At 69.2% G+C, this 22,969-nt stretch carries 21 protein-coding genes and 1 pseudogene; 12 read left to right on the top strand and 10 right to left on the bottom strand.

Translation table 11 applies throughout. The features are described 5' to 3' along the window. Positions 1-135 (top strand): annotated as a pseudogene (locus tag ON21_RS40160) (aspartate aminotransferase family protein); the annotation flags it as partial. Positions 136-165: 30 nt separating this feature from the next. Here the strand turns inward: ON21_RS40160 and ON21_RS17580 are convergent. Then, positions 166-669: a GNAT family N-acetyltransferase gene (locus tag ON21_RS17580; protein ID WP_245562638.1), complete on the bottom strand. Its 504-nt coding sequence runs from the start codon at positions 667-669 to the stop codon at positions 166-168. A gap of 286 nt (positions 670-955) precedes the next feature. Between ON21_RS17580 and ON21_RS17575 the strand changes: the two genes are divergently transcribed. The 3 genes from ON21_RS17575 (at position 956) to ON21_RS17565 (ending at position 3,095) form a co-directional block, all read left to right on the top strand. Then, positions 956-1,633 (top strand): DUF5134 domain-containing protein, encoded by a 678-nt coding sequence (locus ON21_RS17575; protein ID WP_039799208.1) that lies wholly within the window; start codon positions 956-958, stop codon positions 1,631-1,633. 63 nt (positions 1,634-1,696) lie between these two features. After that, positions 1,697-2,383, top strand: coding sequence for an ECF RNA polymerase sigma factor SigK (sigK, locus tag ON21_RS17570; RefSeq protein WP_039799206.1), 687 nt, complete (start codon positions 1,697-1,699; stop codon positions 2,381-2,383). Next, complete coding sequence (locus ON21_RS17565) at positions 2,376-3,095, top strand: anti-sigma factor (protein WP_039799204.1); 720 nt, start codon at positions 2,376-2,378, stop codon at positions 3,093-3,095. The genes sigK and ON21_RS17565 overlap by 8 nt, the downstream gene beginning before the upstream one ends. A gap of 6 nt (positions 3,096-3,101) precedes the next feature. Here ON21_RS17565 and ON21_RS17560 read toward each other — a convergent pair whose 3' ends face one another. The 3 genes from ON21_RS17560 to ON21_RS17550 form a co-directional block, all read right to left on the bottom strand. Further along, the gene (locus tag ON21_RS17560; protein ID WP_039799202.1) at positions 3,102-3,776 is read right to left on the bottom strand and encodes a PhzF family phenazine biosynthesis protein; all 675 of its coding nucleotides are present in this window, start codon (positions 3,774-3,776) and stop codon (positions 3,102-3,104) included. A 107-nt stretch (positions 3,777-3,883) separates the two neighbouring features. Beyond that, positions 3,884-4,423 (bottom strand): alkylhydroperoxidase, AhpD family, encoded by a 540-nt coding sequence (ahpD, locus tag ON21_RS17555; protein WP_039799200.1) that lies wholly within the window; start codon positions 4,421-4,423, stop codon positions 3,884-3,886. Positions 4,424-4,523: 100 nt separating this feature from the next. Continuing rightward, positions 4,524-5,111 (bottom strand): peroxiredoxin, encoded by a 588-nt coding sequence (locus tag ON21_RS17550; protein ID WP_039799199.1) that lies wholly within the window; start codon positions 5,109-5,111, stop codon positions 4,524-4,526. Positions 5,112-5,286: 175 nt separating this feature from the next. Between ON21_RS17550 and ON21_RS17545 the strand changes: the two genes are divergently transcribed. From ON21_RS17545 to ON21_RS17530, 4 genes are all read left to right on the top strand, one after another. Next, on the top strand, positions 5,287-6,195 hold the full coding sequence (locus ON21_RS17545) for a hydrogen peroxide-inducible genes activator (protein ID WP_039799198.1): 909 nt from the start codon (positions 5,287-5,289) through the stop codon (positions 6,193-6,195). Between the two features lie 49 nt (positions 6,196-6,244). Further along, complete coding sequence (locus ON21_RS17540; protein WP_218004102.1) at positions 6,245-6,739, top strand: gamma-glutamylcyclotransferase family protein; 495 nt, start codon at positions 6,245-6,247, stop codon at positions 6,737-6,739. A gap of 51 nt (positions 6,740-6,790) precedes the next feature. After that, positions 6,791-7,381, top strand: a complete 591-nt coding sequence (locus ON21_RS17535) for a TetR/AcrR family transcriptional regulator (RefSeq protein ID WP_039799197.1) — start codon at positions 6,791-6,793, stop codon at positions 7,379-7,381. A 76-nt stretch (positions 7,382-7,457) separates the two neighbouring features. Beyond that, complete coding sequence (locus ON21_RS17530) at positions 7,458-8,192, top strand: SDR family NAD(P)-dependent oxidoreductase (protein ID WP_218004101.1); 735 nt, start codon at positions 7,458-7,460, stop codon at positions 8,190-8,192. A 180-nt stretch (positions 8,193-8,372) separates the two neighbouring features. On the opposite strand, the gene speD is transcribed toward ON21_RS17530, so the two are convergent. From speD to ON21_RS17505, 4 genes are all read right to left on the bottom strand, one after another. Beyond that, on the bottom strand, positions 8,373-9,575 hold the full coding sequence (speD, locus tag ON21_RS17520; protein WP_039799193.1) for an adenosylmethionine decarboxylase: 1,203 nt from the start codon (positions 9,573-9,575) through the stop codon (positions 8,373-8,375). 8 nt (positions 9,576-9,583) lie between these two features. After that, complete coding sequence (locus tag ON21_RS17515; RefSeq protein WP_039799192.1) at positions 9,584-10,699, bottom strand: type III PLP-dependent enzyme; 1,116 nt, start codon at positions 10,697-10,699, stop codon at positions 9,584-9,586. A gap of 163 nt (positions 10,700-10,862) precedes the next feature. Next, positions 10,863-13,361, bottom strand: a complete 2,499-nt coding sequence (locus tag ON21_RS17510) for a DEAD/DEAH box helicase (RefSeq protein ID WP_039799190.1) — start codon at positions 13,359-13,361, stop codon at positions 10,863-10,865. A gap of 69 nt (positions 13,362-13,430) precedes the next feature. Next, complete coding sequence (locus ON21_RS17505) at positions 13,431-14,375, bottom strand: PAC2 family protein (RefSeq protein ID WP_039799219.1); 945 nt, start codon at positions 14,373-14,375, stop codon at positions 13,431-13,433. 281 nt (positions 14,376-14,656) lie between these two features. On the opposite strand from ON21_RS17505, the gene ON21_RS17500 reads away from it, so the two are divergent. Beyond that, positions 14,657-15,355 (top strand): sensor domain-containing protein, encoded by a 699-nt coding sequence (locus tag ON21_RS17500; RefSeq protein WP_306307703.1) that lies wholly within the window; start codon positions 14,657-14,659, stop codon positions 15,353-15,355. A gap of 439 nt (positions 15,356-15,794) precedes the next feature. Continuing rightward, positions 15,795-16,868, top strand: coding sequence for a DUF4192 domain-containing protein (locus ON21_RS17495; protein ID WP_039799217.1), 1,074 nt, complete (start codon positions 15,795-15,797; stop codon positions 16,866-16,868). Between the two features lie 176 nt (positions 16,869-17,044). On the opposite strand, the gene galE is transcribed toward ON21_RS17495, so the two are convergent. Together galE and ON21_RS17485 are read right to left on the bottom strand one after the other, a co-directional pair. Next, positions 17,045-18,025, bottom strand: coding sequence for a UDP-glucose 4-epimerase GalE (gene galE, locus ON21_RS17490; protein WP_039799188.1), 981 nt, complete (start codon positions 18,023-18,025; stop codon positions 17,045-17,047). 3 nt (positions 18,026-18,028) lie between these two features. Further along, positions 18,029-18,715 carry an iron-dependent transcriptional repressor DtxR gene (locus ON21_RS17485; protein WP_039799187.1) on the bottom strand — a complete coding sequence of 229 codons (687 nt, stop codon included), beginning with the start codon at positions 18,713-18,715 and terminating at the stop codon, positions 18,029-18,031. A 209-nt stretch (positions 18,716-18,924) separates the two neighbouring features. Here ON21_RS17485 and ON21_RS17480 point away from each other — a divergent pair, with 209 nt between their 5' ends. Then, on the top strand, positions 18,925-20,196 hold the full coding sequence (locus ON21_RS17480; RefSeq protein WP_083880692.1) for an acetoin utilization protein AcuC: 1,272 nt from the start codon (positions 18,925-18,927) through the stop codon (positions 20,194-20,196). Then, entirely contained in the window at positions 20,189-22,861 is a 2,673-nt protein-coding gene (locus tag ON21_RS17475; protein ID WP_039799186.1) for a bifunctional acetate--CoA ligase family protein/GNAT family N-acetyltransferase, read from the top strand. Before ON21_RS17480 ends, ON21_RS17475 begins: the two co-directional genes overlap by 8 nt. Positions 22,862-22,969 lie beyond the last annotated feature (108 nt).

Below are 22,969 nucleotides of genomic sequence, written 5' to 3'. Positions count from 1 at the left end.
ACGTTGCGCGCGCACGGCATCTCCAGTCGCGCCGCGGGCCAAGGGGCGATGCAGGTCTCCCCGGCCTTCGTCATGACCGACGACCAGGTCACCGAGCTCGTCGACGGGTTCACCCGCGCGTTGAACGATGTCTGACGCGTCGGGCGGCGTGCACCGGACCCATCGTCACAGTGCGCGGGTCATGAAGACACTGTGCGGATCAGGGCGGTAGTCGCCGAACGGCGCGCAATCGGCGAAGCCGTGGGCGGCGTAGAGCCGCCGTGCGGGCCGGAAGAAATCATGGGCACCCGTTTCGAGGCTGAGGCGGCGGTAGCCGCGCTCGGTGGCCTCGGCCAGCAGATGACGCAGCAGTATGGAACCGATGCCACGGCGTTGATGCGTCCCGGCGGTGCGCATGGATTTGATCTCCGCGTGGTCGTCGTCGAGGCGTTTCAGCGCGGCGCATCCCGCGAGGGCCGCACCGTCCCATGCGGTCCAGAACGTGATGCCGGGACGGCGCAGCGCTGCCGGGTCCAGCGCGTGCATGCTCTCCGCGGGCGAGTGCGCGGCCATCTCGGCGAGATGCTCGGTGAGCAATGCCGCGATCTCCGGTCCGGTCAGGTCGTCGACGACGATGCGCAGGCCGTCGCGCTCGATCTCGGTGGTGTAGTGCTCGGTCTGGTCGGACACGGCTCCCATCATCCTGGGCAGTCGCCGAGGCCGCACCTGAGCATTGTGCAACCAGCCGATCGAGGCGCGGAGCAGACTTCCCGCGACACGGCCGAGCACGCCGCGGAGCGTCGATACGACGGCGGCTAGCGCTCGCACATAGGCCTCTGTCCGACAGCGCATTTCAAGATGGCTTCTCGCAACACCGTATCTGAAGTGCGCGATCCGAAACTGACACCCCGACCGCTCCGGGATGCGAGCATGGAAGGGCGACGACCGTGGTCGCCGTGCTGAGAGGTGGTGGGGTGTGGCGCAGTTCGTGCAGGAGTATGCCGTATTGCGGTGGATGGTGGTGGCGGCGTTCGTGATCGCCGCAGGGATCGTGCTGTCGCGGGTCGCGGCGGCAGCGACGCCGTCGTCGGCCGGATCCGTCCCGGAAACGCCTCCGGCATCGGAGGTCTCGGCCGGGCACTCCGAGTCCGACGCGGCGCACCTGGTGATGTGCCTGGTCATGCTCGGCATGCTGCTGTTTCCCTCGGGCGCGAGCCCGCACGCGGTGCGCGGCGTGCTGACGGCGATGGCCGTGGTGTTCGCCGGACTGCTGACGATCCGCGCCGCGGAGCACGCCGCCCAGGGGCGGCCGTTGCCGATCGACCGGCTGGTACCGCTCGGTTACCACATCGTCGCCGCCGCGGCGATGCTCTACGCGATGTCCGGCCACACGGCTACCGGCCATGTCGGCGGTCCGGCCGCCGGACCCGCGCTCGGTCTCGCCGTCCTGTTCCTCCTCGACGCGCTCCTGGTCACGTTCACCGCCGGTACCGGCGGGACGCGGGCGCACGTGCCGGGGCCGCTGCGGCTGCTGGTGCGTTCCGGCGGCTGCGTCGCCGCCCTCACCGGTCCCGCGAAACCGTGGGCGGCGGTGCCGCACGTGGTGATGGACGCGGGCACCGCCTACATGCTGGTGGCCGTGATCATTCGGTGACCGCGACCAATCCGGTTTCCTCCGCATACCGAACCCCTGTGCATGCAGGCACGGGATTCGGCCATGAGCAACGAACACGGTTCTGCTTCACTCCATCGCTCCGGCGGTCCGGCGCGTGCGCGAGAGGAAACCGATGACCCGGTGCTCGCGTGCCCGCTGCCCAGCGGCTACGACCGCGCGCAGGCCACCCGTTCGAGCCGTGAGCTCGCGGCGTTGCTCGCCGCCGCCGGTGCGGGCGATCGCGGCGCGTTCACCGAGTTCTATCAGTTGACCAGCCCTCGGGTGTTCGGCCTCGCGGTGCGCGTCCTACGCAGTCACGCCGCGGCGGAGGAGGTGACCCAGGAGGTCTACCTCCAGGTGTGGTCGATGGCCGATCGCTACGATGCCACGCTGGCCAGTCCCGTCGGCTGGCTCATGATGCTCGCCCATCGCCGGGCGGTGGACCGGGTCCGCGCGGAGAGTTCGGCCACCATCCGGGACCTGGTCTACGCGCACGAGCAGCTCGGGCGCGCCCACGATGTCGTCGCCGAGTCGGTCACCCAGCGCATCGAGGAGCAACAGGTGGCCGGCTGCCTGGATACGCTGACTCCGACCCAGCGCGAAGCGATCACATTGGCCTATTACGGCGGGTGGACCTACCGAGAGGTCGCCGATCATCTCTCGGTGCCGCTGCCCACGATCAAGACCCGCATCCGCGACGGGCTGAAACGATTGGAGAAATGTTTGTCCGGGGACGGCACCGATGGTTGACACCTCGCCGCGGTCGGAGGCGGACCTCATCGACCTCGCCTACCCTTGCGCGCTGGACGCGGTCGCCGATATCGAACGCAGGCACATCGATGCCCGCCTCGCTGCCGCCGCTCCGGAGGTGCGGCAGGCGTTCTCGGACACCGTGTGGCAGGTGCGCGACGTCATGGGCCGACTGGCCGTGCTCGGTGAACTCGCGCCGCCGCCGGAGCTGGAACGCCGCATTCTGGCCGCGCTGCCCGACGAGCGCGCCGAGCGGTCGATCACGCGGATCGCGTCGTGGTGGCCGCCGCTGCGCTGGGCGGCGGCCATCGCGGCCGTCTTGTGTCTGGTGATCGGTGGCAGCGTGGTGACCGCACAGCTCATCGACTCCCGCTCGGACCCGGCCGCTGCCGACCGGGTGCATATGCGAACGGTGAACGGATCGTTCGCCGGGGGCGGGCTGCTCGTCGTAGACGCCTCACCCGAACTCGGACGCGCCGTCGTCGTCTTCGATCAGGTCGCTCCGCCGCCGCGGGGCCGGGTGTACCAGGTGTGGCTGGTGGGTCCCGACGGACAACCACGCTCGGCGGGTCTACTGAGTGATGTGCCCTCGATCGAGCGGCCGTTCGTCACCGGTTTCCGGTCGGGCGAGGTGCTCGCGGTGAGCGTCGAGCCGGACGGTGGCTCGGACGCGCCGAGCGGCGATCCCCTCGTGGGCGTGACCCTGCCCTGAGCGGCGTCAGATCTCCACGGGCTGGTCCGCCACGACTCGGCCGCCCAAGTGCACCCAGCCATCGGAGTCCCACCGGGTGAACAACTGAGAGCCTTTGCCCTGCGTGATGACCAGCCCTTTGCGCAGCAACGCCGTCAATGCCACGGCCGCGGCGCCGGTCGCCTCGTCCTCGGCGATACCCATGGTCGGCGCGAACATGCGCGAGCGCAGGGCGGCGCGATGCTCGTCGGTCCATGCCCACAGGTAGTGCGGGCCGCCGGGGAACTCCTCCGGCCGCAGGGCGTCCAGCTCCTCGACGTCCTCCAGTTGATGGAAGGTGAACGGGGGTGCCCACTCGCCCCGAGCGGTGATCCAGGTCAGCCCCTCGGTGAGCTCCACGGCCACCGGGCCCGCGGGGACATCCAGCGTGCGCGCCGGGATGCCCCGCGCCGCGAACCACCATGCGGTTCCCACCGAAGGGTGACCCGCGAACGGAAGCTCCATCGTGGGGGTGTAGATCCGTACCGCGGCGGTGCCGTCGACCGGCTCTTCGACGACCACCGTCTCGCTGTATCCGGCCTTGGCGGCCAGCGCCTGCCGGTCGGCCGCGGCCACGTCGGCCGCCCGCGCGATACCCAGCTCGTTGCCGAACCGCCCGGCGGCGTCGGTGAACACTCGCACCACATCTACCTGTGTGCTCATGCTCGCCGAGCCTACTCGGCTGCCGCGGGCGAGAGCTGTCGTCCAGACCACATCGGGAGCGCGAAAGAGGCCCCCGTCGCAGGACGGGGGCCTCTTCTCCGGCGAAATCAGATCGCGGCCGCGGTGAGGGCCTCGGTCGACTGCACGGCCTGGCCGACACCGGCCACGATGGCGGCCGCGCGCAGCGATTCGAAGATCACCTCGCGCGACACGCCCGCTTCCCGCAGCGTGTGCTCGTGCGCCTCGAGGCAGTGCGCGCAGCCGTTGATCGAGGAGACCGCGAACGACCACAGCTCGAAATCGGCCTTGTCGACGCCGGGCGTGCCGATGATCTGCATGCGCAGTCCGGCCCGCAGGTCGTCGTAGCGACCGCCGAGGAACGCCTTGCCCCGGTAGAACACGTTGTTCATGCCCATGATCGAGGCGGCGCCGAGCGCGGCGTTGTACGCCTCCGCCGACAGCACGTCGGCGGCTTCCTCGGCGATCTCGCGCAGCGTGGTCGTCGACCGGGTCGCGGCCGCCGACGCGAGCAGGGTGCCCCACAGCTGCTGTTCGTTCAGCACCGTGGTGCGCGCGATGGATGACAAGTTGAGCTTGAGGTCCTTGGCGTACTCGGGAAGGGAGTTCTTCAGGTTCTCAATGCTCATTCGGCGATTCCTCTACTCGAAGCGGTCCGTGCGTGGACCAGGTCGGTTCTCGATGGTGTGGGGTGGGACGAACCCGGAAATCCGGGTGCGACGGCGGTTTTCAGACGCTGGCGGCCAGGAGTTCGCCCGCGTCGATGGTGGGGTCGCCCTTCTTCCAGTTGCAGGCGCACAGCTCGTCGGACTGCAGGGCGTCGAGCACACGCAGCACCTCGTCGACATTGCGGCCCACCGAACCCGCGGTGACGGAGACGAACTGGACCTCGTTGTTCGGGTCGATGATGAAGGTGGCCCGGTCGGCGACGCCGTCGGCGTTGAGCACGCCGGTGGCCGCGGCCAGTTCACGCTTGAGGTCCGAGAGCATGGGGAAGGGGAGGGTCTTGAGGTCCTCGTGCTGTGCGCGCCACTGGAAGTGCACGAACTCGTTGTCCACCGACGCGCCGAGCACCACGGCGTCCCGGTCCTCGAATTCGTCGTTGAGCTTGCCGAACGCGGCGATCTCCGTCGGGCACACGAAGGTGAAGTCCTTCGGCCAGAAGAAGACGATCCGCCACTTGCCCGCGTGGTCGTCGCTGGTGATCCGGGTGAAGTAGTCGTCAGGCTGCTGAGCGTCGACCTTCGACAGGTCACCGCCGATCACCGCGGTGAGGTTGTATGCCGGGAATTGGTCGCCGATGGTCAGCAGGGCCATGCTCGTCTCCTCGTCATTTGGTTGCCAATGGTGTTCTGCGGCATTGCGGGACCGTTGCGGCAAGCGAGCCACCGGCTCGGACCCGGTACTCACACCGCGGGTGAAAAGCTCATGGGCGATCTTGCCCAAGGGGCGGTAAAAGGTAAAGGTGATCAGTGGCACTACACTGATAGGGGTGACTGATCAGACTTATCAGCCCACCCTGTCACAGCTGCGTGCGTTCGTGGCGATCGCGGAATATCGCCATTTCGGCACCGCGGCCGCCCGTCTCGGTGTGAGTCAGCCCACGTTATCGCAGGCGCTCGCCGCACTGGAACACGGACTCGGGCTCCAGCTGATCGAACGCAGCACCCGGCGCGTGCTGGTGACCGCCGCCGGGATGCGTTTGCTGCCCAAGGCAATGGCGACGCTGGAGGCCGCGGACCGTTTCGTCGCGTCGGCCACCGGTGACAGGCTCGGCGGCATCCTGCGGATGGGCATCATCCCGACGGTCGCCCCCTATGTGCTGCCCGGTTTGCTGCCGGAGCTGCGCAAGCGGCTGCCCGAGCTGCGCCCGCAGATCATCGAGGACCAGACCGCGCGGCTGCTGGACGGGCTGCGCACCGGCGTGCTGGACGTCGCGCTGCTCGCGGTGCCGACCGAGATGCCGGGCGTGGTCGAGATCCCACTGTATTCCGAGGAATTCGTGCTGGTCACCCCGCGTGGCCACGAATTGGCCGGGCGCAGCGACCTCGTGGCGTCGGTGCTGGACGCCCAGCCACTGCTGTTGCTCGACGAGGGACACTGCCTACGTGACCAGACCTTGGAGGCGTGCCGCTCGGCCGATGTGCACCCGGCCGCTGTCGGCGATACCAGGGCCGCGTCCCTGTCCACCGTGGTCCAGTGTGTAGCGGGCGGCCTCGGCGTGACGCTGATCCCGCAGATGGCGGTGCCGACGGAGACCGCCCGCGGCACGCTGGATGTGGCGCACTTCTCCGCGCCCGCCCCCGGCCGCACCATCGGCTTGGTCTTCCGCGCGTCCAGTGCCCGCGCCGACGACTACGAATACCTGGCCGCCATCGTCCGGGCGCAACGGCCGATGTAGCCGCGTCGAACCCGGGGCGCAGCGGAGAACAGGTGAGAGGAGAGGCGAGTTGGCATCGGCGGCGCTGGGAGGTGGGCGGCTGGGTCGCCTGATCGGATCGGATCATGCGCTGTTCGTCTACGGCACGCTGCAGTTCCCCGAGGTACTGACGGCGCTGCTCGGACGGGTGCCGTCGCTGGAGCAGGCCGAGCTGAGCGGATGGCGCGCCGCCGCGCTGCCGCGGCGGCTGTATCCGGGACTGGTCGCCGCGGCACAGGGGTGCGCCCGCGGCTGTGTGCTGAGCGGTCTCAGCGCGACCGAGTGGACGACTCTCGACGCGTTCGAGGACGACGAGTACGACCTGCGCCAGGTGCGCCTCGACGGCCGGAACGCTCCGGTGTGGACCTACGTCTGGACGGTGGCGGCGGACCCGGCGGACTGGGAACGCGACCGCTTCGCCGCCGAGCATCTCGCGTCCTTCGCCGCCCGGTCCGCACGCTGGCGGCGCGACCCGGCGAGCTTCTGGGACTCGGCCGGGCCCGGGTGGTCCGGTCCTGTGGCGTGAGGCCGCCGCGCGCTGTTGCAATTCCAAGACGACCGGTCGTATAGTCGGCACATGGCACGACCCCGGCGCAGTGAGGACACCCGGCGGCTTCTCGTCGAAGAGGGCGCCGCGGGATTCCTGACCAACGGATACCACGGCACCGGGATCAAACAGATCCTGGACAAGGTCGGTGTGCCGAAAGGTTCGTTCTACAACTACTTCGACAGCAAAGAGAGTTTCGGTCGCGCGATCATCGAGCATCACTCCGTCTGTGTGCAGCGCAATCTGACCGAAGCGTTCGGCGCGGCGCCGGATCCGGTGAGCGGCTTGCGAGCGTTCTTCGGGCGGCTGATGGACGACTTCGTCGCGACGGATTTCACCGGCGGCTGCCTCATCGCGAATCTGGGGGGCGAGCTGGAAGGCAGTGAGCTGTTACGCGAATCGCTGTCGGCGGCCTGGCGCGCGTGGCGCGATCGCGTCGCCGAGCAACTCGCGCAGGCGCAGCGCCTCGGCACGATCCGCGCCGACATCGAGGCGGTCGAACTGGCCGATCTCCTGCTCGAATCCTGGGAAGGGGCGGTGATCAGGATGAAGATGGAGCGCACCCTCGCTCCGCTGCACAAGTGTCTCGATCGCCTCCTCGGTGACTACTTCCTGCCCTGATTCCCGGCAGCACCACTGTCCGGCGTATTCGGCTACCTGTTCCGAGACGACCGGTCGTATAGAAGAAAGGATCACTGTGGCGAAGACCGTCATCGTGACCGGTTCCTCCAGCGGGATCGGTCGCGATATCGCACGGGCGTTCGTGGAACGCGGCGACAATGTCGTGCTCAACGGCCGAGACGCGGAAAAGCTGACCCGGGTGGCCGCCGAACTCGGCGCCCCGGAGCGAGTGGCCGCGGTGCCGGGCGATATCGGCGCCGCCACCACCGCGACGACCTTGGTGCGCGTCGCGGTGGAACGGTTCGGCGGTGTGGATGTGCTGGTCAACAACGCGGGCGTCTTCGGAGCCAAACCGTTCGTGGATGTCACCGAGCAAGATCTCGACGTCTATCTGAACGGAAACCTCAAAGGCACGTACTTCACCACGCAGGCCGTGGTGCGGCGGTTCCTGGCCCAAGCCAGGGGCGGCAGCATCGTCAACATCGGCACCGTGCTGATCGATCACGCTCTCGCCGGGTTGCCCGCCTCAGCGGCCTTGGTCAGCAAGGGCGGCGTGCACGCGCTCACCACCAGCCTCGCCGCCGAACTCGCCTCCGACGGCATCCGGGTCAACGCCGTTGCCCCCGGCATCATCCGCACGCCGCTGTTCGGCGACGGCGACGAGCCTGCGTCGGGCAGACTCGCGCTGTTGAACCGTATCGGCGAAGTCGCCGAAACGACGGCCGCGGTGCTGTATCTCGCCGACGCGGCCTTCACCACCGGACACATCCTCCCCGTCGACGGCGGGTACATCTCTGGAAGGGCGGCCTGAAATGCCTTATGTGAACATCAAAGTCACCGACGAAGGCGTGACCCGCGAGCACGGCCTGTCGGCCGGACCGTTCGGGCGACGGCGCCGCGGCCGCCCGCGGACCCGGCGCGGCTCTGATCGGTTCGAAACGGCGAATGCGCCGGTCCCGGATCCGGAACCGGCGCATTCGGGCGCCGTCGTCTAGACCCGCAGGGCGTGCGGCTCGATCGCGCCGCGCTCCAGCGCCCTGGCGTCGATGGTTTCGGGCTTGTAGGGCAGCAGCGCCAGGCGATCGGTCATCCCGCCGACCGGGTCGTCGACCCGGTCCACCAGACCGAACAGGAACGACCACTCGTGTTCGTCGCTGCCGTAGTGCACCACGGTGCCGAACTGCTCGTGGAAACGCTGCCAGGACCGCTTCAGGGTCTCGTTGCGCCACATCGTCGCGCAGCCGGCCTGGGCGCACAGCACGCCGCCGGGCGCGAGCAGCGCACGACATCGGGACAGGAACTCCGCTTCGTAGAGGCGGTTGTGCTGCGCGTCCTCGACGCGCTCGTCCGGCAGGTCGATCACGACGACGTCGTAGCGGGTGCCCGCCCGCTCGGCTTCGGCCAGGAAGTCCCAGCCGTCGGCGTAGTGCACCTTGATCGGCCCCTCGCCCTTGACCGCCGCGGCCAGCTCGTCGCTGGTGTAGCCGTAGGGCAGGTGCTCGGCGCACAGCTCGACCTCGAGCTGGTCGATGTCGACGTGGTCGACGAGGGTGGCGCCCGCGGCGACCGACATCTGGCTGGCCACACCCTCGCCGGAGCCGATGATGAGCACCTTGTCCAGCTTCTCGGCCAGCACGAAGGCGGGGACCATCATCGCCTCGTGGTAGGTGAGCTGCGAGAACTCGGTGGACTGGCGGTCGTCGTCGGAGAACAGGCTGATGCCCTGCTCGGTCCGCGCGATGACCATGTGCTGGAACGGTGTGTTGGTGTCGACGATCACCTCGTGCAGGTCCCAGATGCGGGTCAGGCCCGCGCCCACCGGTTCCTCGATCCGCTGACCGCCGTGTCCCCTGCGGATGACCTGCATGCGAACATCCTTGGGCGCCAACGCGTCTCGCAGTAGCTCGACCGCCTTCGAGGCGCCGGCGCCGATGCTGCCGCAGGTGAAGACGTCGACGAAGATGTCGCCGGACTCCGGATAGGTGTGAATCGAGGCGTGGGACTCCGACAACAGCGCGAGGACGGTCACCCCCTGCGGTTCGAACTTCTTGTGTACGACATCGCAGATGGTGACGCCCGCCGCGATCAGAGACTCACGCAACGCCGATTCGAGTCGTTCGAGATCGTCGCAGAGGTCTGCGTCGACACCACCGAACTCGGCCAGCACATGCCAACCGGTGAATTCCGCCGTCATGGGCAAACTCACTCTCGCTCAGCGCCCGAGACATGAACGGTCAAGGGCGGAAAACCATTGAAGGACACCGACGAATAACTCGCGGTATAGGCACCGGTGTCGAGGATTCGAACGCGATCACCGGCTCGCAACGTGGTCGGTAGGAGGACTCGCGTGCGTTGATACAGTACATCGTCGCCGTCGCAGGTCGGACCGGCCACCACCGCCTCGTCGACGGGGTCGCCGTCCCGGTCGGTGACGAACCGGTAGGCGATGTACTCGTTCTCGGTCTCGGCCATGCCGTTGTAGCGGCCGATGTCGAGATACACCCAGCGCCGGCCGTCCGGCGCGGTGCGGACGCCGACGACCTCGGCGTGGATCGTGCCCGCCGAACCGACCAGTGCCCGGCCCGGTTCGACGACCAATCCGGTGTTGCCGGAGAGGAATTCGGTCGCCGCGTGGTTGACCACCGCGGCGATCTCACCCAGCGCGGGCGCTGGGTCGGCGTAGGAGATCGGCAGCCCGCCGCCGATGTTCACCGAGCTGACCGAGATGTCCTTGTCGGCCAGTGCCTCGGCGATCCGGCCCGCCTGTTCGATCCCGATCCGCCACGCGGTGGGGTCCAGCTGCTGGGAGCCGACGTGGAAGTACGGTCCGGCCACGACCAGCCCGAGATCCCTGGCCCGGACCAGCAGCCGGAACGCCTCGCCCGGGCTGCAGCCGAACTTCGTGCCGAACGGGGTGCGCGACTCCGGCGCCGAGGCGAGGAAGCGGCACTCCACCTCGGAGCCGGGCGCGTACTCGGCGATGCGCAGCAGGTCGTCCTCGGTGTCGAAGGCGAAGCGGCGCACCCCGAGGGCGTAGGCGCGGGCGATGTGGGCGGCCTTCTTGATCGGGTTGCCGTAGCACAGCCGCTCCGGCGCCACACCCAGCCCGAGGCAGAGGTCGATCTCGCCGATGCTGGCGACGTCGAATTCCGCGCCTTCCTCGTCGAGCAGCCGCACGATCTCCGGCACCGGACTCGCCTTCACGGCGAAACGGATCCTCGTCGTGACACCCGTGCCCGGGGACAGGGCGCCGTCGAGCGCGCGGTAATTCTGGCGGACACGCTCGGGATGGATGACAAGGTACGGCGATTCGGGCATAGTTGATCTTTCGCTTCGGCAGCGGGGGAGAGAGTATCAGCGGCCCCTACCCAGTAACGAATCCGTCGAAACCTGGATTCGCCATATGGTCGCGCACCCCCGTCCTTCGGACGCGACGGAGCTGCTGACCTGCGGGGACAGTGGACCGGTAGGCGGTGCGGGGTCAGCCGGCGGACACGGTGACGTCGTCGAAGACGACCTCGCCCGCAGCGTCGGACTCGGCCAGATCGACCACCGCGTCGATCGACCAGCCGTGGTCGCCCGCCGGATCGTCCAGCACCTGCCGCACGTGCCAGAATCCGGGTCTTCGTTCCACTTGGAACAGTTGCGGCCCCCTGGCGTCGGGTCCCGTGCCGATGCGCTCGTACTCCGCGTAGTAGTCCGCGAGCGCCTCGGCCCAGTCCGGGCCGGCGCCGAGATCGGCCAGCTCGTCCCAGCGGCGCAGCGCGGCCAGTTCGACCCGGCGGAACATCGCGTTGCGGACCATCACCCGGAACGCGCGTTCGTTGGCGGAGATCGGGCGAACGGTTTCGGCGCCGAACGCGAGCTGGTCGGCGTCGGTCTCCGCACCCGGGTTGGTCAGTTGCTCCCATTCGTCGAGCAGGCTCGAATCGACCTGGCGCACAAGCTCTCCGAGCCACTCGGTGATGTCGTCGAGCTCCTCGGTGCGCGCTGACTCCGGCACGGTACGCCGCAGCGCCCGATAGGCGTCGGCGAGGTAGCGCAGCACCACGCCCTCGGAGCGGGCCAGCTCGTAGAAGGAGATCAGCTCGGCGAAGGTCATGGCGCGTTCGATCATGTCCCGCACCACCGACTTGGGCGCGGGCGCGAACTCCGACACCCACGGGTGCCCGGCGCGGTAGGTCTCGTAGGCCGGTTCGATCAGTTCGGCCAGCGGCTTGGGCCAGGTCACCTCTTCGAGCAGTTCCATCCGCTCGTCGTAGTCGATGCCGTCGGCCTTCATCTCGGCGATCGCCTCGCCGCGCGCCTTGTGCTGCTGGGCCATCAGCAGCTGGCGCGGATCCTCCAACGTGGATTCGATGAGCGACACCACGTCGAGGGTATAACTCGGGGACTGTTTGTCCAGCAGGTCCAGCGCGGCCAGCGCGAACGGCGACAGCGGTTGGTCGAGGGCGAAGTCGCGCTGCAGGTCGACGGTCAGGCGGGCGCGGCGGCCCTGCGCGTCGGGTTCCGGCAGTTGCTGCACCACCCCGGCGTCGCGCAGTGCGCGATACAGGCGGATGGCGCGCAGAATGTGCCTGCGCTGGGCGGGACGCGGCTCGTGGTTGTCCTCGAGCAGGTGCCGCATGGCGGTGAAGCAGTTGCCCGGCCGGGCGATCACGTTCAGCAGCATGGCGTTGGTGACCGTGAAACGCGACACCATCGGTTCCGGCTGCGCGGCGACCAAGCGGTCGAAGGTCTCCTCGCTCCAGGAGACGAAGCCTTCCGGCGGTTTGCGCCGCTGCACTTTGCGCTGCTTCTTGGGATCGTCGCCCGCCTTGGCCAGCAGCCGGGTGTTCTCCACCTCGTGCTCGGGAGCCTGCACGACGACGGTTCCCATGGTGTCGTAACCCGCCCGGCCCGCGCGACCCGCGATCTGGTGGAATTCCCGCGCCTTGAGCCTGCGCGTGCGGACGCCGTCGAATTTGGTCAGCCCGGTGAGCAGCACCGTGCGGATGGGCACGTTGATGCCGACGCCGAGGGTGTCGGTCCCGCAGACCACCTTCAGCAGGCCGTCCTGGGCCAGACGCTCCACCAGCCGCCGGTACTTCGGCAGCATGCCGGCGTGATGCACGCCGATGCCGTGCCGGATCAGCCGCGACAGGGTCTTGCCGAAGCCGGCGGCGAAGCGGAACTCGCCCAGCGCGTCGGCGATCGCGTCCTTCTCGGCGCGCGTCGCGAAGTTCACACTCGTCAGCGCCTGGGCCCGCTCGAGCGCGGCGGCCTGGGTGAAGTGCACGACGTACACCGGGGCCTGGTGGGTGGTGACCAGCTCTTCGAGCGTCTCGGTGATCGGAGTGCGGGCATAGGAGAAAGTCAGGGGCACCGGGCGCTCGGTGCCCGCGACGACCGCGGTGGAGCGGCCGGTCCTTCGCTCCAGGTCACGGGCGAAAAAATCGACCTCCCCGAGGGTGGCCGACATGAGCAGGAACTGGGCGCGGGGCAGTTCCAGCAGGGGGACCTGCCAGGCCCACCCCCGATCGGGGTCGGCGTAGAAATGGAACTCGTCCATCACGACTTGGCCGACATCGGCGTCCGCGCCCTCGCGCAGCGCCAGATTGGCCAGGATCTCCGCGGTCGCGCAGATGATCGGCGCCTCGGGATTCACCGCGGCGTCGCCGGTGACCATGCCGACGCGGTCGGCTCCGAAGACATCGCAGAGGGCGAAGAACTTCTCGCTCACCAGCGCTTTGATCGGAGCGGTGTAGTAGGTGCGCAGACCCTGGGTGAGGGCGAACAGATGCGCGCCGACCGCGACCAGCGACTTCCCGGAACCGGTTGGGGTGGCGAGGATGACGTTGGATCCGGAGGCCAGCTCGAGCAGCGCTTCGTCCTGAGCGGGGTAGAGCGGGGTGCCCTGCTCGGCGGCCCACATGCCGAACGACTCGTAGAGCGCGTCGGCGTCGGTCCCCGGGATGTCGAGCAGTTCGGTCAGATCCACTCCGACAACCCTACGGCCTCGTCCGCGGGCACGCGTGCAGGGGCGATCCGGGCCGGGCGGCCGAGCGGATCAGTTCTGTTCGCCCTCGTCGTCGCCGTTGTTACGGCTCTGCTCGGCCAGAAATCGCTCGAACTCGGCGCCCAGCTCGTCACCGCTGGGCAGCTCGCCGTCACCCACCAGCAGGCTGGACTGCCGCTCCTGCGCGGTGACGAAGCTGTCGTACTGTCGCTCCAGCGCGTGTACGACCGTCTCCACCTCGACGTTGCCCGCGATGTGCTCGTTGACCTGTTCGCGTACCCGGGCGGCGGCCTCGCCGAGCGCGGCCAGCGGGATCTCCAGGCCTGCGTTGTCGGCGACGTTCTCCAGCAGCGTCTGCGCGGCCTCCGGGTAGGCGGTCTGCGCCAGGTAGTGCGGTACGTGCACCGAGAAGCCGACCGACTCGTGACCGTGCTGCGCCATGCGGAATTCCAGCAGCGAGGACGCGCTGCCCGGAACCTGCAGCTCACCCGGCCACCGCTGGTGCTCGGAGATCAGGTCGCGGTTGGAGGAATGCGCGGTGACGCCCAGCGGGCGCGTGTGCGGAATCGCCATCGGAATGGCGCTCAGGCCGATGCTGCGCCGCACGCCCAGCTGTTCGGCGAGCAGCCGCACCGCGGTGGTGAACTTCTCCCAGCGTAGGTCCGGCTCCAGACCCGCGAGCAGCAGGAACGGGGTCCCCGCGGTGTCGCGCAGTGCCCAGAGGTTGAGTTCCGGCTCGGCGTAATCGGAGAAATGATCGGTCTTGAACGTCATGAGCGGACGCCGCGACCGGTAGTCCAGCAGTTCGTCCACGTCGAACGAGGCGACCAGTTCGCTTTCGAGGCTTTCGCGCAGGTGCGTGGTCGCGAGTCGCACCGCGTGCCCGGCGTCGGTGAAGCCTTCCAGCCCGTGCACCAGGACTGGGCCCGCGCCGTCGGCGGACGACAACTGCGGAGCTGGGAACTCCAGTTCGTACATTCGCGACTCGTAGTCCATCGCGTACTCCTTCCTGCGCGGCTCCTGCGGCCCGGACGCGTGCCGCACGCGCCAGTGTGGTTGCCTGCCCGATCGTTCGCCAACCCTGGTGGTGCGAGACGAGCAGTCGTCCGAACCGGGGACCACTGTCCATTGTCCCCCATACCCGTGGCGGTCACCGCGCACGGCCGGACACCGACCCTCACTCCGAGCCAACAGCATCGGTGGGCCGCGCATTCCCGGCCCGGCGGCGTGGCATCGCCGACCGGACACCAGGAGTTTGGCACAGTGGGGATGTGACCGTGGCGGATTCGAGGCGCATGCGGCTGGACCGGATGGTACCCGTCGTCTGCGCGGTACTGCTCGCAGGATGCGGGTCGACGGTGCCGGGGCGCCCGGTCGCGTCGGCGCCGATCGCGGTGACCCGGCACGTGGGCGCCGAATTGCCGACACTGCTGCCGGATCCGAACCAGTTCCCTCCGCCGTACACGGCGGTGGTGCTGCCCCAGGAAGCCGTGGCGCAAGCGGCGGGAGACCTGGACGGGATGGGCCGCGGTGCGAATGTCCAGCCCGGCCGGTGTGTGCCGCCGAGCCAGGACTTCGGGCCAGATCGCACCGCGATGGTGGTCGGCACGGACGATGCCACGCGCGCCACGCTGACCGTCGAATTGACCCGCACCGGCGAACCGTTGGCAGCTGTGCGCGCCCGGCTGGAGCAGTGCGGCTCGGTGCGGGTCAACCGAGCGGGCGCCGCCACCACCGTGACGTCCGAGCCTGCCTCGCCGCCGCCGGTCGCCGCGGACGACACACTTTCGCTGCGCAGAACCGTGCGGCCGGAATCCGGAGGCGCCCGGCTGACCCAATCCATGCGCACGCACGTCGCGCAGCTGGGGGACGTGCGAATCTCGGTGACCTACATGTCTTTCGCCGAGAGCGAACCGGATACCGCGGCGCTGGACGAGTTGTTCGCCGTGGCGGTGCGCAAAGTGCGCGAAGGGTAGCGGGCGGCACGGTAGCAGGCGCCTCCGACACGAATCGCGAGACCGCCGTCGTATCGGTCGAGTCGTGCACAGCGCGAAGCCGATCCCCAGGGCAGCGGAATCGCCAGGTCGGCGTCGAAGACCGGCGACCGCCCAGCCGCATGGTCGGAGCATGACCACTTCCGCGAACCCCTTCCGAGCCCCCGAACCGGTCGATGCCGGACATACCGGCATGGACGACGAATTCCGGCCGGGCTCCGGCCGTAACCATCCAGCGATGCGCGGCGGTCCTTCCGACGCCGTACCGCGCGTCGATCCCGCCGCGATGGTTGCGCGGCAGGTGCATTCGCGTGCGGCGGAGGGCGCGGCAGGTGCCTGGAACCCCGGTGGCCGATCTCGGCCCGCTCGGTGCCGCGAAGATCCTCCGCAGTTTCATGGTGCTCCGGAACACGTTGTCTGCGTGGAGGATCCGGCAGACCTGATCGCCGCGGTGCCCGCGATGCTCGGGTTCACTCCGGAACGGTCGGTGGTCGTGCTCGTCCTCCGGCACGGGACGTCCGGCGGTGCGACGGTCGACGCGGTGGTGCGGTTCGATCTGGATTCGCCCGGTGGCCGGCGTGTGCGGGGTGCGACGCTGGCGGCCGCGGTCGCGCGGATCTGCGCGCACGACCAGGCAGCCGAAGTCATGGCCGTCGTCGTCGACGAACGTGCCGTGGAGCCGGGCGCCGAGGGGGAGGGATGCGCGGCGGGAAGATTCGACGTGCTGGCCGGCTCGCTGGGCAGGCGGCTGGCGGCGTGTGACATCGCGCTGGCCGGAGTATGGGCGGTGCGTGCGATCGCCGCGGGTCAGCGCTGGTGGACGTTGGCTGGACCGCAGCGGCGCGGGGTGCTCCGGGACCCGGCGGCGTCCCTGGTGACCCTGACCCATGTGCTGGAGGGCAGGCCGATCCGCGGTTCGCGTTCCGAGCTCACCGATCTGGTCGCTCCGGACCCGCCGGCCCGTGCCGAGGTGGCGGCGCACTTGACCGATGCGCTCGCCCGCGCTGGGGAGCGCTGTGCGCGAGCCGCGCGTCGCGGCGACCCGATCGGATACAGCAGGCAAGCGCTGGACTATGTGCTGTGGCAGATCGCCAACACCGCCTCGGGCGCCGCGCTGATGGCGCCCGAACTCGCGAAGATCACGGTGGCTCTGCGTGATCGGGCGGTGCGGGACACGATGTTCGCCCTGGCCGTCGGCGACCATGCCGCCGCGGCCGAGGCGGTGTGGACCGCGCTGACCCGCGCGCTGACCGGAACGGATCGTGCCGAGGCCGCCGCTCTGCTCGGCTACAGCGCCTATGTCCGTGGTGACGGACCGCTGGCGGGCATCGCCCTGGAAGCCGCGCTGGAGGCGGATCCGGGACATCCGATGGCGATGCTGCTCGACACCTCGCTGCGCTTGGGCATGCGCCCGGAACAGTTGCGCCGCTTGGCGCACAGCGGCTACCGGACCGCCGCCGGCCTCGGTGTCGACCTCGGGGAACCGACACCGTGAAGCCGGATATGCGAGTCGGTCGTACCGGGCCGGTGTGGCCGGTACCGGATCACCGCGACGATTCGGCGGAGTGGAGTGCTTCCTCCGGGCGTACGGCGTCGAGGCGGTTGCGGGGCAGTGGCGCCGCCGCGGCGGCCCGAGTCGGTGCGGAGCCGACTCGGGCAGTACGCAGCGGATTATTTCGCGCTGTGTGCGCGGGAGCCGAGCGACCGGAGGAAAGCCCAGGCGTCAGTGACGATTTCGTCGAGGTCATTGTGCTCGGGACGCCAGCCGAGTTCGGCGATGGCGCGTTCGCTGGAGGCTATGAGCGTCGCCGGGTCGCCGGGACGGCGGGGCGCGTCCTGCGCGGCGATCGGCAGGCCGGTGACGCGCTCGCACGCCGAGATCACCTCGCGAACGGAGAATCCGGTGCCGCTGCCGAGGTTGTAGATCCGGTGGGTGCCCGGCTCCGCGGTGTCCAAGGCCAGCAGATGGGCCTGAGCGAGATCGCGGATGTGGATGTAGTCGCGGACCGCGGTCCCGTCAGGGGTGGGCCAATCGGTACCGAAGACCGAGATCGCCTTGCGATGCCCGGCCGCGACCTGCAGGACCAGCGGGATGAGATGTGTTTCCACCAAGCGGTTCTCGCCCAGCCCGCCGTAGGCGCCCGCGACGTTGAAGTACCGCAGACTGGTCGCCGCCAGTCCGTGCGCGATGGCGTAGGAGGTGATGGCATGGTCGATGGCCAACTTCGACGCGCCGTACGGGTTGGTCGGGCGGGTCGGGGCGTCCTCGGTGATCGGAACCTGCTCCGGTTCCCCGTAGACCGCGGCGGTGGAGGAGAAGACCAATCGCGGTGTGTTCGCGCGCCGCATGGCCTCCAGCAGTTCGAACGTCTTCACGACATTGCCGTGCCAGTACTTCTCCGGCTGCTGCACCGACTCGCCGACCAGCGACTGTGCCGCGAAATGCAGGACACCGTCGAAGGGTTCGGTGGCCAGCAGTTCCGGCGCGGCAACCGCCACGTCACCCTGGACGAACCGGGCGGCGGAGGGCACGCCCTCGGCGTTGCCGGTGGACAGATCGTCGACCACGACCACCTCGTGGCCGGCTTCCAGCAGAACCTGTGCGCAGACGCCGCCGACGTAACCCGCGCCACCCGTGACGAGAAGTTTCACGTGTCAGGCCAGCTTCACCTGGACGGCGTGCGCCATCTCGTCGGGCAGTTCGAAGCCGTCGTGGCCGGGCACGGTGATGATCACCGAACCCTGCTTCGTCTCCACGGTGACGCGGGCGTCGGGCACCACGCCCGCCTCGCGCAGCCTGCCGATGACCTCCGGGTCGGTCTGGATGTGCTCGGCGAGCCTGCGCACGACGACGGCGTGCTGCTGGCCGTGTGGCAGATCGGACAGGCGAAGCAGCGTCTCGTCGGCGGCGGCGGGTGGAATGATGCCCAGTTCGTCCAGGCCGGGAATGGGGTTGCCGTACGGGGAGGTGGTGGGGTGGTTGAGCACCTCGACCAGGCGGCGCTCGACGTCTTCGCTCATCACGTGCTCCCAGCGACAGGCTTCGGCGTGCACGTTCTGCCAGTCCAGGCCGATGATGTCGACGAGCAGCCGTTCGGCCAGCCGGTGCTTGCGCATGACCGCGACGGCCATGCTGCGCCCCTTCTCGGTCAGTTCCAGATGACGGTCGCCCGCGACCAGCAGCAGACCGTCTCGTTCCATGCGCGCGACGGTCTGGCTCACGGTGGGACCACTCTGTTCGAGGCGCTCGGCGATCCGGGCGCGCAGGGGCACTACGCCCTCCTCTTCGAGGTCGTAGATGGTACGGAGATACATCTCCGTGGTGTCGACCAGATCCTTCACCTGTTACCCCTTCGTCGGCACGAATTCTACCCACGCACGACGGCGCCTCCGTGTGCCGGATCGTGTCGCTCCGCGCTGCGCACGACATCTCCGGCGGCATTGCGGGAACGCGATCGGCGCACGGCAGGCGGCCGTGAGCGGACTTTCTTGTATTTGTACTGCATAGGAACGTTTCGCGGGGTTCCTTACTTCCCGCTAGCGTTGCGATCATGGCCACTGCACCGCGCGGCGAACCCCGGGCGCCGATTTCGCCCGGAACGAGCCGTCCCGGAACCGTCGTCTGGACCGAGCGGTTCCTGGATTACCGCTGGACTCCGGAGCACCCGATGCAGCCCGCGCGCCTGAAGTTCACCATGGCGCTGGCGGACAGTCTCGGCTTGCTCGAAGGCGTCGAAGTGCTCGAACCCGCCGCCGCCGAACGCCAGGAGCTGTTGCGCATCCACACGCCCGACTACCTCGACGCGGTCGAACGCGCCGTGCCGCCGGTGGGTTCGCCGGCCGCCCCGCCCTACGGCCTCGGTTCCCCGGACAATCCGGTGTTTCCGCGTATGCACGAGGCCGCGTCCACTATCGTCGGCGGCACCCTCGCCGCGGCCAGGGAGATCGCGGAAGGCCGCGCCAAGCGAGCGGTGAGCATCGGCGGTGGCATGCATCACGCGATGGCCGATTCGGCGGCGGGCTTCTGCGTGTACAACGACCCGGCGGTGGCCATCTCCTGGCTGCTGGACCACGGTTTCGACCGGATCGCCTACATCGACGTGGACGTGCACCACGGCGACGGCGTGCAACGCGCCTTCTACGCCGATCCTCGGGTGCTGACCATCTCGCTGCACCAGCATCCGGCCACCCTGTGGCCCAACACCGGTTGGCCGGAGGAGACCGGGGTGGGGGCGGCCGAGGGCACGTCGATCAATCTGCCGCTGTTGCCAGGCACCCGGGACGCGCAGTGGCTGCGCGGTTTCCACGCCGTGGTCCCCGGCGCGGTGGCGGCCTTCCGTCCGCAGATCGTGGTCAGCCAGTGCGGGGTGGACAGCCATCGCGAAGATCCGCTGGCCGATCTGGAACTCACCGTCGACGGACAGCGCGCGGCCTTCCGCGCCATGCGGGAGCTCGCCGACCGCTATGCCGAAGGGCGCTGGCTGGCCGTCGGCGGTGGCGGATACGGGTTGGTCCGGGTGGTCCCGCGGGCATGGACCCACTTGCTGGCCACCGCGTTGGATCGCACCATCGACCCCGCGACGGCGATTCCGCAGGACTGGATCGACATGATCCGCGCGGCGGTGCCGCGGGCGGACCCGCCGCGCACCATGGGCGACGGCGGTGACGTCGCCTACCGTCCATGGGACGGACCCGGCGGTACCGGTGAGACCGGTGACGCGCGGGTCGATCGCGCCCAACGCGCCGTAGACATGGCCGTGCTGGCCACCCGCCGAGCGACTTTCGGGTTGCTGGGTCTGGACCCGGAGGATCCCCGTGACTGACTTCCCCGATACCGCGGACGCTCCCGCCACCCCGCCCCCGCCGCCGCAACACTGGTTCGCCGACGTGCTCGCCTCCGACGGTGGCGTCGTACGACTGCGTCCGATCACTCCCGACGATGCCGATCGGCTGCAGGAGTTCCACGGCGCGCTGTCGGATCGCACCAGGTATCTGCGGTATTTCGGCCCCTACCCGCGGATCTCGCCCAAGGACCTGTATCGGACCACGCATGTCGACTACCACGACCGGGTCGGCTTGGTGCTGGAATTGGGTGAGGCGATCGTCGCGGTGGGCCGCTACGAGCTGCTGGAGCGGGACGGGCCGCGGGCGGCGGAGGTCGCGTTCGTGGTCGCCGACGGCCATCAAGGGCGTGGGCTCGGCTCGATCCTGCTGGAGCATCTGGCCGGCGCCGCCGCCGAGAACAAGATCGAGACCTTCGTCGCCGAGGTGCTCGCGGAGAACACCGTGATGGTGACGGTCTTCCGTGACGCGGGCTATCAGGTCGAGCGCAGCAGGGACGGGTCGGTGCTGCATCTCGAGTTCGCCATCGACCCCACCGAAGCGCTGCTGTCGGTGCGTGATTCGCGCGAACGCGCGTCGGAGGCGCGCAGCGTGGGCAATCTGCTCACGCCGCGATCGGTGGCGGTGATCGGCGCCACCCCCGCGACCGGCCGGGTCGGCGGGGCGGTGCTGGCGAATCTGCTGTCGGGCTTGTTCCAGGGGCCGGTGTTCCCGGTGAACCCGAACCGCAAGTCGGTGCGCGGGGTACGGGCGTACGCGACGGTCCGGGAAATCCCCGACGAGGTGGATCTCGCCGTGGTCGCGGTGCCGCCCGCGGCGATCGGGTCGGTGCTCGACGATTGCATGGCCAAGGGAGTCAAAGGGCTCGTGGTGCTGACCGCGGGTTTCGGCGAGACCGGCGACGGGGGACTGCTGGCCGAGCGCGAACTCGTGGCCGCCGCTCGTGGTCACGGCATGCGTGTGGTCGGGCCGAGCGCGCTCGGCATCGCGAACACCGATCCGGCGGTCGCCATGAACGCGACGCTCGCGCCGGTGTTGCCCGGTCGCGGACGAATCGGGTTCTTCTGCCAGTCCGGGCCGTTGGGCGCGGCCATCCTGGGCGAGGCGGCAGCCCGCAATCTCGGTTTGTCGACGTTCGTGTCGGCCGGTAACCGTGCCGACGTGTCCGGTAACGACCTCTTGCAGTACTGGGACAGCGACCCGGACACCGATGTGGTGCTGCTGTACCTGGAAAGTTTCGGCAATCCGCGCAAGTTCTCCCGGATCGCGCGCCGGGTGGCCCGGACCAAGCCGATCGTCGCGGTGAGCAGCGGGCGCTCGGTCGCCCAGCCCGCGGGGGACATGGATCGTTCGATCGTGCGGGATCTGTTCGCCCAAGCCGGAATCGTCCAGGTCGATTCGATCTCCGAACTGTTCGATTGCGCCGCTCTGCTGGGCTATCAGCCGTTGCCCCGCGGTTCGCGGCTGGCGGTCGTCGGCAACAGCACGGCGCTCAACTGGCTGGCGGTCGACGCGGCACAGGGGGAGGGCCTCGAAGTCGGTGAGCCGGTCAACCTCGGCCCGCAGGCGACGCCGGGCGCGTATCTGGACGCGCTGGTCGCAGCGCTGCGCTCGGACGAGACGGACGCCGTGATCGTTGTTTTCGCGCCGCCGGTGCCGCTGCCGACCGCCGGTTTCGCCGACGCGATCCGGGCGGCGGTAGCCGCGGTGCCCGAGGCGAAGAAGCCGATCCTCACCACGTTCGTCGCCGAGCAAGGGATCCCGAACCTGCTCGCGGTGCGCGGTCCCGGCGCCACGGCGGCGCACGGCTCCATCCCGTCGTATCCGGATCCGGAACGCGCGGCGCGGGCGCTGGCCAGGGTGCGGCGATACGCCGAATGGCGAACCAGGCCGGTCTCTCCAGTAGTGCGCCCGGATGGCATCGACACCGACCGCGCGCGCCAATTGGTCGCCGATTGGATGGTCGGGACGGGCGGTCGCAGGCTCACCGATCTGGAAACGGTGGAACTGCTCGCCTGCTATGGCATTTCGGTCGTCGAGTTCCGCGAGGTGCGCAGCGCCGAGGAAGCGGTCGCGGCCGCGGAAGAACTCGGCTATCCGGTGGCGGCCAAGGCGACCGGCGAATTGTGGCGGCGCAGACCCGACCTCACCGGCGTCCGGCTCGATCTGTGGCGGCCCGAAGCGGTGCGACAGGGATACGCGGATCTGGCCGAGCTGTGCGGTGATCCGGTACTGCACATCCAGAAGATGGCCACCAAGGGCGTCGGCTGCATTCTGCGCGTGCAGGACGACCCGTCGTTCGGCTCGGTGATCGAGTTCGGCCTGTCCGGCCTGATCATCGAGTTGCTCGGCGACCGCGCCTATCGGGCACTGCCGTTGACCGCCGACGAGGCGACGGCCCTGATCGACGCGCCACGGGCCGCGCCGTTGCTGTCGGGTACTCCGGCGAGCCCCCGGGTGGACAAAGCGGCTCTCGCCGAACTTGCCCAGCGCATTTCAGCCCTGTTCGACGATCTGCCGGAGATGCGGGAATTGTCCTTCGATCCGGTGCTGGCCTCGCCGACCTCGGCCGAAATCATCTACGCGCGTGCCCGTATCGGCCCGGAGCCCAGCCGTTTCGACACGGGGCCGCGGCGATTGGGTTGACTCCGGCGGATATTCGGCGAGCTGTCTTCCGGAAGCGTGGCACGGCTGAGACATCGGCCCGCACACGTCATAGATGACATGTCCGATAACGGACGATCGCTCCTACGG

This window comes from Nocardia araoensis NBRC 100135, from assembly GCF_000308435.1.
Taxonomy (GTDB): Bacteria; Actinomycetota; Actinomycetes; order Mycobacteriales; family Mycobacteriaceae; genus Nocardia; species Nocardia araoensis.
The sequence above is the reverse complement of the archived record's forward strand: the minus strand, read 5'-3'. Positions and strand labels throughout refer to the sequence as shown.

Bases quoted from the DNA above. Each gene is read 5' to 3' on its own strand.
- speD (WP_039799193.1), bottom strand. From the start codon at position 9,575: ATGACGGCGGAATTCACCGGTTGGCATGTGCTGGCCGAGTTCGGTGGT.
- ON21_RS17505 (WP_039799219.1), bottom strand. From the start codon at position 14,375: ATGGACTACGAGTCGCGAATGTACGAACTGGAGTTCCCAGCTCCGCAG.
- ON21_RS17550 (WP_039799199.1), bottom strand. From the start codon at position 5,111: ATGGCCCTGCTGACCATCGGCGACCAATTCCCGGCATACAACCTCACC.
- ON21_RS17515 (WP_039799192.1), bottom strand. From the start codon at position 10,699: ATGCCCGAATCGCCGTACCTTGTCATCCATCCCGAGCGTGTCCGCCAG.
- ahpD (WP_039799200.1), bottom strand. From the start codon at position 4,423: ATGAGCATTGAGAACCTGAAGAACTCCCTTCCCGAGTACGCCAAGGAC.
- sigK (WP_039799206.1), top strand. From the start codon at position 1,697: ATGAGCAACGAACACGGTTCTGCTTCACTCCATCGCTCCGGCGGTCCG.
- ON21_RS17480 (WP_083880692.1), top strand. From the start codon at position 18,925: ATGGCCACTGCACCGCGCGGCGAACCCCGGGCGCCGATTTCGCCCGGA.
- ON21_RS17535 (WP_039799197.1), top strand. From the start codon at position 6,791: ATGGCACGACCCCGGCGCAGTGAGGACACCCGGCGGCTTCTCGTCGAA.
- ON21_RS17565 (WP_039799204.1), top strand. From the start codon at position 2,376: ATGGTTGACACCTCGCCGCGGTCGGAGGCGGACCTCATCGACCTCGCC.
- ON21_RS17560 (WP_039799202.1), bottom strand. From the start codon at position 3,776: ATGAGCACACAGGTAGATGTGGTGCGAGTGTTCACCGACGCCGCCGGG.